Consider the following 14917-nt stretch of genomic DNA (forward strand, 5'->3'; position numbering starts at 1 on the left):
GCTTTTACCTTTTGAGAAGGATTTCCTTCCGAAAACATAAAGGAGTGTTTTTTGAAGGAAGAATTTAATTGATTCTTCTTTAAGAATTAGAAATCCTTTAATAACTCTCTTCCTGAATTGACTCCAGAATCGTGGCATAACTCACATACCTCTCCATATCAATTTCCCCTTCCTCCACAGCCGCTTTCACCGCACAACCAGGCTCATTGATATGCAAGCAGTTATTAAACTGACACTGTGTAAGATAAGGCTGCATTTCAAGAAAATAATGCGACAGCTCCGGCTTCGCAATATCCACAATCCCGAATTCTCTCACCCCAGGTGTATCTATCAACCGTCCACCCTGTGGCAGATCATACATCTCTGCATAAGTAGTAGTATGCAACCCCTTACCACTCCAACCACTCACTGCTTTTGTACGCAGATCCAGACCAGGTAATAAACGATTGATGAGGGAAGACTTTCCCACACCGGAGTGACCGGACATCAGGGTAGTTTTATCCTTCATCATGGTCTCCAGTTCATCTATACCACCGCCGGTAGCAGCAGAAACCAGTTTTACTGTATAACCGATATCTTCATACAGCGCCGCTAATTCAGCGAATCTGTCTATTTCTTTCTCTTTATAAATGTCTCTTTTGTTAAACACCAGCACCACTGGAATGTGATAAGCAGCTGCTGTAACCAGAAAGCGATCCATGAATCCATTGGAGGTTCTTGGTTCTTTTACCGTGCAGATGAGCATGGCCTGATCCAGGTTGGCCGCCACGATGTGCTTCGCGTTTCCTTTTTTATGTGGGGAGCTGCGGACGATATAGTTACGCCTGTCCCCAATGCCAGTGATCATAGCATTTTTTGCATTTGCATCACCTTCTTCAGGAACGATATCTACGATATCGCCTACGGCTATGGGATTGGTAGACGTAATGTCCCCATCCAGTTTCAATACACCTTTAATGCGTGCCTGGAAGGTTTCGCCGGTGGTGATGGTTTTTACGGTGTACCAGCTACCGGTGGATCTATAGATTAGTGCCTGCAAATGCTAAGATTATTATTAGGGTGTAAAAATACAAAAAACTCGCTTCTACCTTCGGCAGAAGCGAGTTTTTTGATATTGCCCCCTGCCGCTGGCGCGGCAGGGGGCAATATTGTTTTATGGCAGACTCCGGAATACGGTATATCGCAGCACTACTTCCAGCAGTATACAAGCCAATGCCAGTATAGCAAACGGGAAGAAATGTTCAGCAAATCGTTTGTAAGAAGTGATCTCTACCTTGGTCTTTTCCAGCTTATCAATCTCATCATAAATACTTTCCAGGTCCTTATTATTGGTAGCCCTGAAATATTTACCCCCGGTTTCTGTTGAAATCTTCTTCATCAGCGGCTCATCCAGCTGTACATCCTGCATAGCCATCTGAATACTACCATCCGGCATGGTCATCGGGAAAGGTGCCTTTCCGATCGTACCTACCCCTACGGTATATACCCTTGTTTTGAATGCCTTTGCAATTTCCAGCGCGGTGAGCGGATCTATCAAACCTACGTTGTTCACACCATCTGTAAGGAGAATGATCACCTTACTTTTAGCTTTACTATTACGAAGGCGATCTACAGCCGTGGCCAAACCCATCCCAATCGCAGTACCATCCTGCAGCATACCACTCTTGATAGCCGTAATCTGGTTTTTCAATACCGCATGGTCAGTAGTAATGGGACATTGTGTAAAACTCTCTCCGGAGAAGATCACCAGGCCAATACGGTCACTGATACGGCGATCCACGAAGTCGTTCGCTACTTTCTTCGCTGCTTCCAGCCTGTTAGGCTGCAGGTCTTCGGCCAGCATACTACCTGAAATATCTATGCTCAACACGATATCGATCCCTTCACTATCTATACTTTCAGATGTATTGCTGGTCTGAGGTCTTGCCAGCGCTACCACCAGCGCACTAAACGCCAGCAGTCGCAGTATCAGCAGGAGGGGGCGGAACCTCACCTTCCAGGATACCGGCAGTCCCTTCAGCCCCTGAAGGGAAGACATATCCATAGCCACCTGCTTTTTCTGCTGTTTTGCATAGTGCCAGTAGATCATCACGGGCACCAGCACCAGCAAGCCAAAGTAGGCAGGATGGGCAAATTCAATATTTTTCCAGACTGAAAAATCCATGTATATAAAATAATTTCCTGGTTCTAGTTAGTAGCCTGCTCCTTCGGTTTCTGAGGCGAATTTCGCTTGCGGAATACTTAGTTGCCTGCTCCTTCGGTTTTTCCTGCGTCTTCGCTTTCTGATCCCTTAGTTGCCTGTTTCTTCGGTTTTCCCTGCGTCATTCGCTTTCTAACCCCTTAGTTGCCTGCTCCTTCAGTTTTTCCTGCCTCATTCGCTTTCTAACCTCTTAGTTACCTGCTCCTTCGGTTTTCCCTGCGTCATTCGTCTTCTCTGCTTCTTTTGCTTTCTCTACAGCGGGTTTGGTCCATTCCACAATCTCAAAAGCCTGTGCCAGTGCGCGCTCATGCTCTTCAGGTGTAGGATGGAGCTTCGCGAATTTGGCCAGGTCAGCTACCGTCAGCAGGTCTCTCAACCTGTCGCGTTGCTGATTAAGGACCGTCACCGGTTTGATGTGTTGCAGCAGTTCCTCACTGGTTTGCTCCAGGGCAGGGATATTGAATTGCTGTTCGAAGTATGCGCGTAGTACGTCGGTGATGCGGGTATAATATTGCTTCACATCTCCCTGCTGCCACAGTTTCTCTTCTCTCAGCTGCTTCAGTGCCAGCAGTGCTACCTCGTAAGGTGGTACGGCAGGTGCTGTAGGTTTCACCACTGCTTTCTTAGGACGGCTGCGGAAATATACCAACAATCCTATACCTATGATGATCACACTGAAACCAATAGCAAAGTACAGCCAGTAATCCCAGAAGTTCCAGGGTACAGAGCGTACGTTTTTAATAGGTTTGAACGCCTTGGTAGTATCTACCGCAACGGTACCTACCTCTATGCGCAGTGAATCGGTGAAGGCTGAATCAGTCACCCCACCATTATTCAGCACATCAAATTTTAAGGCAGGGAGGTCCCAGCTACCACTGTCAAAGCTGGTGAGTACAAGGGTTTGTTGAAACACCTTGTTTCCATTGGCAGCAGAAGTATCGAGGCCGGTACGGCTTACTACTTCCCAGTGACTGAAAGAATCTGGTAATTGAGGGAATACGACATTGCCAACGCCCTGGTTAGGTACGGTGGCTGACAATATGAGTTTTACCTGCTCACCTATACGGATATGGTCTGTATCTGTACGGGCACTCACCTGCACCTGGGCCTGCGAAGCAAACCCATAACCCAGCATTGCAAATAAAATAAGTGTTTTAACTATGATCTGTTTACCCATGTTAATTTGCTCATCTTTAAACTATCACCTGTTTGTAAAGAAGCCTTTTAAAGCCTTTACATAATCTTCATCCGTACGAATGCTGATCAGGCTTGCACCACTCTTTTTGAAAGAATTGCTGCAATACTGTACGTGCTGCTGGAACTGTTGGGTATAATATTGCTGCACCTGTTTGTCAGAAGCATCTACCCATTGGCGTGCACCAGTTTCAGAATCCTGCATTTGTATCAGTCCTACCGGTGGCAGTTCTTTGTCACGCTGATCGTATACATGTACGCCGACCACATCGTGGCGTTTGGCAGCAATGTTCAGTGCATCCTGGTAGTCGCCTGTCAGGAAGTCGCTCAGCATGAATACAATGCTCCTTTTCTTTGTCGCATTGTTAAAGAAACGCAGTGTTTCCCTGATATTAGTGCCTTTGCGGGTAGGAGTAAAGGACAGCAGTTCGCGAATGATAAACAGGATATGGGATTTACCTTTCTTAGGCGGGATATATTTTTCCATACCGTCGCTGAAGAAGATCACTCCTACTTTATCATTGTTTTTGATCGCGGAGAAGGCCAGTACAGCGCAGAGCTCCGTAATCATACTCCGCTTGTTCTGCCGTACGGTACCGAAGAGGGAGCTATCACTCACATCTACCAGCAACATTACGGTAAGTTCACGTTCTTCTTCGAAAACCTTGATGAAGGGATGATTTAAACGGGCAGTCACATTCCAGTCGATAGCCCGCACATCATCGCCCACCTGGTAATCGCGCACCTCACTGAAAGACATACCACGCCCCTTGAAGGCGCTGTGATATTCGCCTGCAAAGATGTGATTGGAGAGACCTTTGGTCTTGATCTCTATCTGCCTGACCTTCTTAAGTATTTCTGCAGTATCCACCGGTTGTACATTAACGTTTAAAAAAACTGTTTGCTACAGAGGGGCCGATTAAGGTACTTCTACAGCATTCAGAATTTCGCTCAGGATGTTTTCGCTGGTTACGTTTTCCGCTTCCGCTTCGTAAGTGAGACCTACACGGTGACGCATTACGTCGAAGCAGATGCTGCGAACGTCTTCAGGAATTACATATCCGCGACGTTTCATGAAGGCATAAGCTTTAGCAGCCATTGCCAGGTTGATGCTCGCTCTTGGAGAACCACCATAAGCGATGAGCGGTTTCAGTTTCTGCAGTTTGTATTCGTCAGGATTACGGGTAGCAAATACGATATCGAGGATATAGCGTTCGATCTTTTCATCCATGTATACTTCACGCACCAGGTCGCGTGCCTTCATAATGTCGGCAGGCTGAATGATGGGATTGATCTTCTGAGAAGGCTGTGGGTTCAGGTTCTGACGGATGATGAGGCGCTCTTCTTCCCTGGTAGGGTAGCCGATCACCACTTTGAGCATAAAACGGTCTACCTGTGCTTCTGGCAGTGTGTAGGTACCTTCCTGCTCGATTGGGTTCTGGGTAGCCAGTACCAGGAAAGGCTCTTCCAGTTTAAAAGTAGTATCACCGATAGTGATCTGTCTTTCCTGCATTGCTTCCAGCAGGGCACTCTGCACTTTTGCAGGGGCACGGTTGATCTCATCCGCCAGGATAAAGTTGGCGAAGATAGGACCGCGTCTTACTACAAATTCATTCTTTTGCTGGTTGTATATCATAGTACCGATCACGTCCGCAGGCAGAAGGTCCGGTGTAAACTGAATACGGCTGAATTTACCGTTAATGGCAGAAGAGAGGGATTTAATAGACAGGGTTTTTGCCAGACCGGGTACACCTTCCAGCAATACGTGGCCTTGTGCCAGCAGCCCTATCAACAGTCTTTCTACCATGTAACGCTGCCCTACGATGACTTTGCCCAGTTCGAGGTTCAGCAGGTCTACAAATGCGCTGGCCTCGTGGATTTTTTCATTTAGTTGACGGATATCATACGAAGTATTCTCCATGCTTATTTATTATTTACAAGTTTGCTAAAGTAAAACTTTCTGCCAGTAAAACACCGCCAGACAAGCAGATATGGCCGTTAAAATGCTGTTAAGAATAGAATTACAAATTAAAATTTACAAATTACGATATGGCACTCAGATACATACATTTCTTAATTTGTAATCCTTGCATTATAAATAACGTATGTGACCCCCAAATTAATAAAGCCGGCGCATATTTATATCATCTTTTTTTATAACGTACATTTGCAGGGATAGAAGGTTCATAATTAAATAATTATAAAATGGCAGAGGAATTCGAGCAGCAATGGAAAAGGGTGCTGGATATGTTCACAGAGCGATTTGGGAAAACCCCTAACATGGAAGCGATTCTCTTTTTAATAGGTGCACAGGAACTGGGAAATATGAAGAAGAAGTGGACGAAGGAGCAGAAACAGGACCTGATGCATGTGGCAACATGTACTTTATTGAGTCAAAGCGGGTATTTTGAACTACAAGGGTATGACAACGATGGTTGGCCCCATTTCAAAGAAGCACAACCTGTACCCAAAATGAGTATGCCAGAACAGGAAAGATTTTTGCAGGAGCATATTATTGCATACTTTGACGATCAGGAGGGACGATAAAATTCCCTCCCTGATATAAATTACACACACCCTGGCTATGGATACATCATTACACGTTGTGCCCGTTTCTACTGAGTTGCTGGATTTACTGGTGATGCTTGAGCAGCGGACGTTTACCGAAACATTTGTTCATCAATACAACCCGGCGGACTTTAACGCTTTTATGGAAGAGAAAAAATCCAGGAAAGCACTAACAGCTGAAATGGCGGCCCCTGGCTGTTTATATTATATTCTGTACGAAGGCACTTCCCCCGCGGGGTTTTTGAAACTAAATTTACACAAGCAGCCGGATCATAACGGTCCCCTGGATCCCGCTCCTGTCATGGAGCTGGAAAAGATCTATGTGCTGAAAGCATTTCAGGGCATGAAAGCCGGACAGTTCCTGCTGGACTACGCACAGGAAGTAGCTGCGCAACATGGCGTAAAAACCATCTGGCTCGGGGTTTGGGAGTACAACACCAAGGCTTACCAATTCTACGAGAAGAATGGTTTTGAAAAATTCGGTAGCCATATCTTCATGATGGGGAATCAGGAAGATACTGACTGGCTCCTGCGCAAACAACTCTAAAATAATCATACCCCCATGAAACGATTGCTACTCTTTGTGTGTATAATACTCACACTCCCCGCTATGGCTGCTAAAAACCGGAAGGTAAAGATCATTACTCCCTATGGCACGATGGTGATCGAGCTGTATAACATCACACCAAAGCACAGGGATAATTTTATAAAGCTGGCTAAGCATCACTTCTATGACAGTACGTTATTCCACAGAGTGATCAAAGGCTTTATGATACAGGGCGGTGACCCTGATTCAAAGAATGCGGCAAAGGGAGCAATGCTTGGTAATGGAGATGTGAACTACACGATTCCTGCAGAGTTTCAGCTGAACCTGTATCACAAGAAAGGTGCACTGGCGGCAGCAAGAGACAACAATCCTGCAAAAGCAAGTTCAGGATGTCAGTTTTATATTGTGCAGGGAAAAGTGTGGACAGATGAGGAGCTCGACAAACTGGAGAAGGGTAGACTAGGGGGGAGGAAGATTCCCGTGGACCAGCGCGAGTACTACAAAAAGTACGGAGGCACACCACAGTTGGATCAGAGCTACACTGTGTTTGGTCAGGTTGTGGAAGGCCTGGACGTGATCGATAAGATCGCAGCACTAAAGACAGATGGTAATGACAGACCACTGGAAGATGTGGTAATGAAGGTGAGAGTGGTGAAGAAATTTTTGTTCTTTTAGGTTTTCCTTAATTTTACCCCTTAAAATCAAACTTGCCATGAATTTTCCGTCAAATCTGCGTTACACCAAAGATCACGAATGGGTGTTACTGGAAGGTAATACAGCTACTATCGGTATCACTGAATTCGCTCAGCGTGAACTGGGAGATATCGTATTTGTAGACATTCCTACCGTTGGTAAATCATTGGGTGCAGAAGAAGTATTCGGTACTGTGGAAGCAGTAAAGACTGTGTCTGACCTGTTCCTGCCAGTAAAAGGTACTGTAAATGAAATCAATTCCGAGCTGGATAGCTCACCAGAACTGGTGAACAGCGATCCATATGGCGAAGGATGGATGATCAAGATGACAGTATCTAACCCTGCAGATGTAGACGGACTGCTGGATGCAGCTGCCTATCAGGCACTTGTTGGCGAATAAGTCCAATAATTAATAAAAGGTTAAAAAAGTAGAGGTATAAGGTTCAAAAGTTGGGAACGACTTTTGAACCTTATACCTTTATGATTATTAATATTTACCCTAAAAAACAATTGGACGTGCCAGCAATGAGGATTATCAGATACTATTGGCCTGCTATATTATGGATATTGCTGGTGTTATATTTATGTACTATTCCCGGAGATAAGATCCCCAAGGATCCTTTCTATGAGAAAATACATATGGACAAGATCGTTCACCTGGGATTGTTTGGTTGTACGGTACTCCTGTTGTGTATAGGCTATTACAGAAGTAAAGGACATATTTCGGCGCTTACATTAACGCTGTTCTGGTTCACAGCAGCAGCGTATGGTCTGGCCATTGAGTTTATTCAGAAATACTGGGCGGTAGATCGCAGCTTCGATATGATAGATGCGGTAGCCGATTCAATAGGCGCCATGTGCGGGATCATTGCTTTCTTATTTATACGAAAGTGGTGGTTGAAAAAACAATAAAAACATTCATGAAAGAGGGAATTTGCCAACGAAGATGAAAACCATTTTCAAAGAAAAGGCCGTATCCAATGATACGGCCTTTTTTCATATATATGTGTATGAAGGAAATCCTATTACTGTCCTGATTCTTTCTGCGCATCCTGCTTCATCTTATCGTTCGCATAGATAGCGAATTCCACACGACGGTTCTTAGCTCTGTTAGCATCTGTGTTATTAGGTACTACAGGCTGTTTGGAACCATACCAGTATGTTTGAATACGGTTAGCAGCTACGTTCTGTGTTTTCAGGTAGTTTGCTACAGCAGTTGCACGTCTTTCAGAAAGTGCATAGTTGTAAGCATCAGTACCAGTGGTATCGGTGTGACCTTCTACACGTACGTAGGTGTCAGGATATTTATTGAGGATGCTGGCCAGCTGCTGAATGTTTGTCTGAGCGGCAGCAGTCAGGTCCGATTTATCAAAGCCGAACAGAATACCGGAGTTGAACGTTACGTTGATACCTTCACCTACACGTTCTACGGTAGCATTTGGTACGGTTGTTTTGATTTCCTGTGCCTGTTTATCCATTTTTTTGCCGATCAGTACACCGGCTCCGCCACCTACGGCAGCACCAATGATAGCGCCCAGGGCAGTGTTGCCTGCAGCTTTACCAATCACGGCACCTGTGGCAGCACCACCACCTACGCCGATGGCTGCGCCCTTTTGGGTATTGTTCATTCCATTCCAGGTACTACAGCTAAATAACATGGTGGCAGACAATACTACTGCTACGATAGGATTGATTCTTTTCATTGTACGAGTGTTTATTACTGAGAGATACGAGACAAATATGCTGCCAGATTTTGGTAGATCAAGGCAGACATGAATATAGGTATTAGTGAAAAAATAAATGTAATACTAATGTTTCATATTTGGGTTTAATAGAATAGGCAGGAATAAAGCGCTTTTGCCTACGGCAAAAGCGCTTTATTCCTGAATTATTATTGCGCTATAACTTATTAGCTACCCATTTTCATCTTCTCCACATTCTCCGCAAACTGTAACGCCTGCAGCATTTCCTGGATCTCTCCGTTTGTAAACGCATCCAGGTTGTAGACCGTCATACCAATACGGTGATCAGTTACACGACCCTGTGGGTAATTGTAAGTCCTGATCTTTGCAGAACGGTCACCAGTAGATACAAGGCTCTTACGCTGTGAAGCAATCGCTTCTTCATGCTTACGCACTGCTGCTTCGTAGATACGGGAACGCAGCATCTTCATTGCGATATCACGGTTAGAGTGCTGGCTACGTCCTTCCTGACACTCTACCACCACACCGGTAGGTATATGCGTCAATCGAACCGCAGATTCAGTTTTATTTACGTGCTGACCACCCGCACCAGACGAACGGAAAGTATCCATTTTGATATCTGCATCTCTTACATCCACATCCACTTCTTCTGCTTCCGGCAAGATCGCCACTGTAGCTGCTGAAGTATGTACACGGCCGGAAGTTTCTGTAGCTGGAACACGCTGTACACGGTGTACACCTGACTCAAACTTCAGGGTACCATATACATCATCACCATTTACTTCTACCACCACCTCTTTATATCCACCCACTGAACCAGGGGTTTCGCTCATAATATTGGTAGTCCAGCCTTTGAGCTCACAATAGCGGAGATACATGCGCAGCAGGTCACCAGCGAAGAGGCTAGCCTCGTCACCACCTGTACCACCCCGGATTTCAAGAATCGCATTCTTTTCATCCTGTGGGTCTTTTGGAATCAACAGGTTACGGATTATCTCCTCCTGCTCAATTTTCTGATTGGCCAGTGCTTCGGTTTCTTCCTTAGCCAGCTCCCTCATTTCTTCATCGCCACTATCCAGCACTTCCTTGTTAAAGGCAATACTATCCAGCAACTTTGTATAAGTATCGTACGCCTTCACGATTTTTTCCAACTGCCGGTACTCCTTGCTCAGTTTGCTGAACTGCTTGTTGTCGCTCACTATTTCGGGGTTGGTAAGGGCAAGGGAGACCTGTTCAAACCGGCCTTTAATCGCTTCTAGTTTATCTATCATAGTTATCTTTGTTGAATGGTCGGTGATCTGTCGACTTATCAATTGCCGGCAAAATTAACATCTTTAGGATAATTATGACCCAACAGCTAAAATTTAAAGGAACAGCCCTCTTTGACGGGCAGAAAATATTATCGGGAGACAAGGTCCTGATTCTCTCCGAAGACAGGACTATCATGGATATCGTATCAGCAGACCTCGCCGGCGAAGGGGTACAGGAAGTGGACGGGATACTCAGTCCGGGGTTTGTAAATACCCATTGTCACCTGGAATTGTCTCACATGAAAGGGATAATTCCAGAAGGTACCGGGTTACCCGCATTTCTAACACAGGTGATGGAAAAACGGGGGCAACAGGATGATGCCGTTATCAAAACGGCTGAGGAAGCCATGTGGGAAAGTGGCATTTCGGCAGTGGGAGATATTTGTAATGGCACTGCTACCCTTGCTCCTAAACAGCATTCCCCCATTTACTACCATTCCTTTGTAGAAACAATGGGGTTTGTACCTGTTGCGGCGCAGAGCAGACTGGATTACAGCTTGTCTGTACTGGAACAGTTCAGGCGTTTGAATGGTGATATGCATTCCTGTTCCGTGGTGCCACATGCTCCGTATTCTGTGAGTAAAGCGCTTTTTTCACTGCTGTCCGTGATACCGGATAATACCCCAATCAGCATTCACAACCAGGAAACAGCGGCTGAAAATCAATTATATGCTGATAAAACAGGTGCTTTCCTCGATTTCTATCAGCACTTTGGGATGGATGCAAGTGCCTTTGTACCCACAGGAGGCACCAGCCTACCTGCATGGCTGCCTTATTTTAAGCACCTGCCGGTGATATTGGTACACAATACTTTTTCTACCAAAGAAGATGTGGTATTTACTAAACAACATGCCCCTGATGCATACTGGTGCTTATGCCCGCAGGCGAATTTGTATATAGAAAAACGGTTGCCGGATATTTCATTATTACGCAGTGAGGGATGCGCCATCACGCTGGGCACAGATAGCCTGGCTTCTAATCACCAGTTGTCTATCTGGGAAGAGATACAGGCAATACGTGGACATTATCCGGAAATCCCACTGGAGGAAATACTGCAATGGGCCACGTTAAATGGCGCGAAAGCATTGGGTATCTCAGCCAGGTATGGCAGTTTTGAAAAAGGGAAGCAACCGGGTGTAATAGTTATTACTGATAAGGGTAGCAGAAGAATATACTAATATTGTAATTTCGCATAATATGACCAATGTACTAGACCAGGTTATTCTTGGCAACCCAATCCAGAATTACTTTATTCTGGCTATTGTGCTACTGTTTGTATCGATGATAAAACGGTATCTATCACAATGGCTGGCCAATCTCCTTTTCAAAGAAGTCAGAAAGTGGGCACCTGACATCGACCAACATGAATTTTCCCACCTGCTGCTGCGACCATTGGAATACTTCTTCCTGCTGGTCGCCTTCATGCTCACGATCGATCACCTGAACTTTCCACCGGAACTGAACATCACTGTTTACAATGGGTTTAGTCTGAAGGGGATATTAAGTACACTGCTGGAACTCGCGCTTACATTATCCATCATCTGGATCATTCTCCGTGTCATCGATTTCGTGTCGCTGATGATCAGCAAGAGTGCCGATTTGCTACATGATAAGACGGACAACCAGTTCATCGTGTTCTTCAGGGATTTCTTCAAAGCCATCGTCTTTATTTTTGGTGCCATTGCCTTTATCAGGATCCTTTTTGGGGCGGTGCTGGTCAATAAAATTATTGCGGGTCTTGGTATCGGTGCTGCGGCCCTCGCCCTCGCTGCCAAGGAAAGTATTGAAAACCTGATTTGTTCTTTCATCATCTTCTTCGATAAGCCTTTCCGGGTAGGAGATACCGTGAAGGTAGATACTTACCAGGGTGCTGTAGAAAAGATTGGTCTGCGCAGTACACGCATCCGCACCCAGGACAAAACCTTTGTGACTGTTCCCAACAAGAAAATGGTAGACAGCATCCTGGATAATATTTCGCTGCGTACGCAGCAAAGGGCGGTATTTCGCCTGGAAGTAGCGGGTGATACGGCTGCAGATAACCTGCTGAAAGTATTACAGGATTTCAAAGCCCTGTTGAAACAGCATGATAAAGTAGCAGACGGCTTTATTGTGAATTTGAACGACTTTACTAAAGATACGTACGTGATACAGGTTATTTACCTCACCAATGTGATTGAAGGGGTTCCTTTCAATCAATTGAAAAGTGAGATCAACCTTGGTTTTATAAAAATACTGGAAAGCCATGGTGTAAAATTATCCAGTACAACGGTGGAGATACACGAGAAATAAGTTATCCACTGTGCATAAAAAAAGCCGTTTCAGGATCCTGAGACGGCTTTTTTGTTAGTTTCTTTTATATCAATCTTTATCTTTTCTGTTTGCTTTCAGCAGGATTCTGGCGATATCGCCTTCGAGTGTATCCTGCAGGTCAGTGCTAACACGACCCAGTTCTTTTCCATCACGAACGATGATGAAAGTTGGTAGTTTCTTTGTCTGGTAGCCTGCCTGTGTACCTGTTTGCAGCTTTTCGTCAGCACCATAAGTGTGGATCTGTTCATCAGGGCTACCTGCCAGTATCATGATCTTGTAGAGGGCTGGCAACAGGCGGCGGCTTTCGTCATCCCAGGTACCAATTATCGCTACCACAGTGAATTTACCACGATTGTCCTTGATATAATTCAGCATGTTTTCATTGGGCTGATATTTGTTTACACCGGCATAGAACCAGGCAAACGAGCTATCGTTCATCAATGTTTTCATTTCGATCTTGCCTTTCAGCACCTTTCTTCCGTTAGATGCTGTGGATTGTGCATAAGATAAGGTAGTGGCAAGTAGGAGGCATGCCCCCATGAGTAATAATTTCAATCGCATAATTTATTTTTATAATTGTTCCTTCAGTTCGGTTAAAAATCCTTTTACCTTCAGCAAAGCCTGTACCATTTCAAAATTACGGGCTGCCAATTTACGATCTTCTTTTAACTTTTGCTTCGCACCCTCGATAGTGTACTTACGCTCACGTAAAAGATGATAGATCAGTTTCAGGTGTTGGATATCTTCCTGGCGGAACAAGCGATCGCCTTTTCTATTCTTTTTAGGTTGGAGTATATCGAATTCATTTTCCCAATAGCGGATCAGCGATGTATTGACTTTAAACATCGTTGCTACTTCACTTATGGAATAGTATTGTTTGTCAAGCGGCACTGCTTCCAGTGTCTTGATCAGGTCCGGATCGTCGGCCACTTCTTTCAGCGATTTGCGTCCCCGTTTCTTCTGGGGAGGCTGGGAGGCAGTTACAGATTGGCTGGATACCGCCACTGGTGGTGGTATATCAGGAGGTAACTGTACCTGTATCCTGCTGGGTATGTTTGGTAAATCGTTCTTCTCTTCCATCTTAGGTCGCTCCACAGCTGGTTTCTGCTGCGGCTCCGGTTCCTTTTCGGGAATGGGGGGCGCAGGGTCTGGTTTTTTAGGCTCCAGGTTTGAAAATAGATCCAGCTGTTGCATCATATCCATTTATGAATACCAAATTACAAAATTCCGGGGTAGTTTAATTTTTCTACTTTGGGTATATATTCAAAAAATCCGCTTTGGCGGGTGGCCGAAGCGGATTTCTTATAAGAATTTATGTATTTATTAATCAAATGATTGGTTGCCGGACCTTGCTATCTTCAGCATTCTGTCAAACTCTTCCGGAGAAAGGTCATTGAAGAAGAAGTACACAGGGTCTACTTTTTCCCCGTTCTTTTCCACTTCGTAGTGGCAGTGAGGGCCTGTTGACTTACCTGTACTTCCTACCCAACCTAGTACGTCGCCACGTTTTACAGCTGTACCTGTTTTTACTTTTATCTTAAGCATGTGGCCATAGCGGGTTCTGTACCCATATCCATGGTTTACAACCACATGGTTACCATAGCCTACATCGCTCATGCTGGCTTCTTCCACCACACCATCGCCGGTGGCGTAGATGGGGGTACCGGCAGGAGCTGCGAAATCAAGACCGGAATGATACTTTACAGTTTTGTATATCGGATCGATTCTATATCCAAAACCGGAGGCGATACGCTTCAGGTCTTTGTTGGAAACCGGCTGGATGGCCGGGATAGAAGCGAGCATTTTTTGTTTATTTTTTACCAGGTCATCAATCTTTTCATAAGATTTAGCCTGAATACCAATGCGATGCACTAATTCCTGGAGCAAAGCGCCTGTGCTGGCAATGATTTCGCTGCTGGAAAAAGAAGCCATCTGGGATAGCTCTTCTTCTTTGGCCATATTGCCGGCCCTGGCACTATCAGGGATAGGAGAGGCTTCGAATATGACGCGATAGATCTCATTATCACGGTGTTCCAGTTCGGCCAGCTGGGATTTGACTTCCTTCATACGGCCTTGCATTTCTTCATATTTCTCGTTCATCACTTCCAGATCACGGCGCAGGTTTTTCTCTTTTGGGGAATCCAGCACTCTATAAGATATGGACAGAAAAATAAATCCTGTGACAATGGCGGCTGAAACAAATCCTAGTATTCGTAATACCTTTACGCGCAGCGATACTACGAGTTTTTCGTATTTGAGCGTTTGAGTATTATAAAAGTATTTAACCTTCTTCATGTGCCGGGCTTATGCTTTAACAGCAGTAGTAAATTCTATCTGGGGGGCTATTCATACAATGAGGATGAAGTTGGGTGCGGCTTTTCAGTAATTCTTC

General features: G+C 45.0%; 17 protein-coding genes. 7 read left to right on the plus strand and 10 right to left on the minus strand.

All coding sequences use genetic code 11. The annotated features are described in order from the left end of the window. Positions 1 to 97 precede the first annotated feature (97 nt). The 5 genes from rsgA to QQL36_RS06665 form a co-directional block, all read right to left on the minus strand. Positions 98 to 1039 carry a ribosome small subunit-dependent GTPase A gene (rsgA, locus tag QQL36_RS06645; protein WP_083730124.1) on the minus strand — a complete coding sequence of 314 codons (942 nt, stop codon included), beginning with the start codon at positions 1037 to 1039 and terminating at the stop codon, positions 98 to 100. Positions 1040 to 1153: 114 nt separating this feature from the next. After that, a complete protein-coding gene (locus tag QQL36_RS06650) occupies positions 1154 to 2164 on the minus strand; it encodes a VWA domain-containing protein (RefSeq protein ID WP_320579508.1) in 1011 nt (336 codons plus the stop codon). 226 nt (positions 2165 to 2390) lie between these two features. Continuing rightward, entirely contained in the window at positions 2391 to 3377 is a 987-nt protein-coding gene (locus QQL36_RS06655) for a hypothetical protein (RefSeq protein WP_321569350.1), read from the minus strand. A 24-nt stretch (positions 3378 to 3401) separates the two neighbouring features. Beyond that, a complete protein-coding gene (locus tag QQL36_RS06660) occupies positions 3402 to 4265 on the minus strand; it encodes a DUF58 domain-containing protein (RefSeq protein WP_083730127.1) in 864 nt (287 codons plus the stop codon). Positions 4266 to 4313: 48 nt separating this feature from the next. After that, positions 4314 to 5315, minus strand: coding sequence for an AAA family ATPase (locus tag QQL36_RS06665; protein ID WP_083730128.1), 1002 nt, complete (start codon positions 5313 to 5315; stop codon positions 4314 to 4316). 284 nt (positions 5316 to 5599) lie between these two features. Between QQL36_RS06665 and QQL36_RS06670 the strand changes: the two genes are divergently transcribed. The 5 genes from QQL36_RS06670 to QQL36_RS06690 all read left to right on the plus strand — a co-directional run bounded on the left by QQL36_RS06670 (position 5600) and on the right by QQL36_RS06690 (position 8114). Further along, on the plus strand, positions 5600 to 5941 hold the full coding sequence (locus QQL36_RS06670; RefSeq protein ID WP_083730129.1) for a hypothetical protein: 342 nt from the start codon (positions 5600 to 5602) through the stop codon (positions 5939 to 5941). 37 nt (positions 5942 to 5978) lie between these two features. Then, complete coding sequence (locus QQL36_RS06675; RefSeq protein ID WP_083730130.1) at positions 5979 to 6509, plus strand: GNAT family N-acetyltransferase; 531 nt, start codon at positions 5979 to 5981, stop codon at positions 6507 to 6509. Positions 6510 to 6524: 15 nt separating this feature from the next. Further along, positions 6525 to 7184 (plus strand): peptidylprolyl isomerase, encoded by a 660-nt coding sequence (locus QQL36_RS06680; RefSeq protein ID WP_321569351.1) that lies wholly within the window; start codon positions 6525 to 6527, stop codon positions 7182 to 7184. 37 nt (positions 7185 to 7221) lie between these two features. Beyond that, the gene (gcvH, locus tag QQL36_RS06685) at positions 7222 to 7602 is read left to right on the plus strand and encodes a glycine cleavage system protein GcvH (RefSeq protein ID WP_083730132.1); all 381 of its coding nucleotides are present in this window, start codon (positions 7222 to 7224) and stop codon (positions 7600 to 7602) included. 125 nt (positions 7603 to 7727) lie between these two features. After that, entirely contained in the window at positions 7728 to 8114 is a 387-nt protein-coding gene (locus QQL36_RS06690) for a VanZ family protein (RefSeq protein WP_179091366.1), read from the plus strand. A gap of 113 nt (positions 8115 to 8227) precedes the next feature. Here the strand turns inward: QQL36_RS06690 and QQL36_RS06695 are convergent, their stop codons facing one another. Next, complete coding sequence (locus QQL36_RS06695; protein ID WP_321569352.1) at positions 8228 to 8905, minus strand: OmpA family protein; 678 nt, start codon at positions 8903 to 8905, stop codon at positions 8228 to 8230. A gap of 206 nt (positions 8906 to 9111) precedes the next feature. Continuing rightward, a complete protein-coding gene (gene prfA, locus QQL36_RS06700) occupies positions 9112 to 10176 on the minus strand; it encodes a peptide chain release factor 1 (protein ID WP_083730135.1) in 1065 nt (354 codons plus the stop codon). A gap of 74 nt (positions 10177 to 10250) precedes the next feature. Here prfA and QQL36_RS06705 point away from each other — a divergent pair, with 74 nt between their 5' ends. After that, positions 10251 to 11393: an amidohydrolase family protein gene (locus QQL36_RS06705; protein ID WP_321569353.1), complete on the plus strand. Its 1143-nt coding sequence runs from the start codon at positions 10251 to 10253 to the stop codon at positions 11391 to 11393. Positions 11394 to 11412: 19 nt separating this feature from the next. Further along, positions 11413 to 12504 (plus strand): mechanosensitive ion channel family protein, encoded by a 1092-nt coding sequence (locus tag QQL36_RS06710; RefSeq protein ID WP_321569354.1) that lies wholly within the window; start codon positions 11413 to 11415, stop codon positions 12502 to 12504. Between the two features lie 69 nt (positions 12505 to 12573). On the opposite strand, the gene QQL36_RS06715 is transcribed toward QQL36_RS06710, so the two are convergent. From QQL36_RS06715 to QQL36_RS06725, 3 genes are all read right to left on the minus strand, one after another. Then, positions 12574 to 13086 carry a hypothetical protein gene (locus QQL36_RS06715; protein ID WP_143709156.1) on the minus strand — a complete coding sequence of 171 codons (513 nt, stop codon included), beginning with the start codon at positions 13084 to 13086 and terminating at the stop codon, positions 12574 to 12576. Between the two features lie 9 nt (positions 13087 to 13095). Next, positions 13096 to 13722, minus strand: a complete 627-nt coding sequence (locus tag QQL36_RS06720) for a MerR family transcriptional regulator (protein WP_235643989.1) — start codon at positions 13720 to 13722, stop codon at positions 13096 to 13098. Between the two features lie 126 nt (positions 13723 to 13848). Continuing rightward, positions 13849 to 14820 (minus strand): M23 family metallopeptidase, encoded by a 972-nt coding sequence (locus QQL36_RS06725; RefSeq protein WP_083730139.1) that lies wholly within the window; start codon positions 14818 to 14820, stop codon positions 13849 to 13851. Positions 14821 to 14917: the final 97 nt, after the last annotated feature.

Source organism: Chitinophaga sp. LS1, from assembly GCF_034274695.1.
Lineage (GTDB): Bacteria > Bacteroidota > Bacteroidia > Chitinophagales > Chitinophagaceae > Chitinophaga.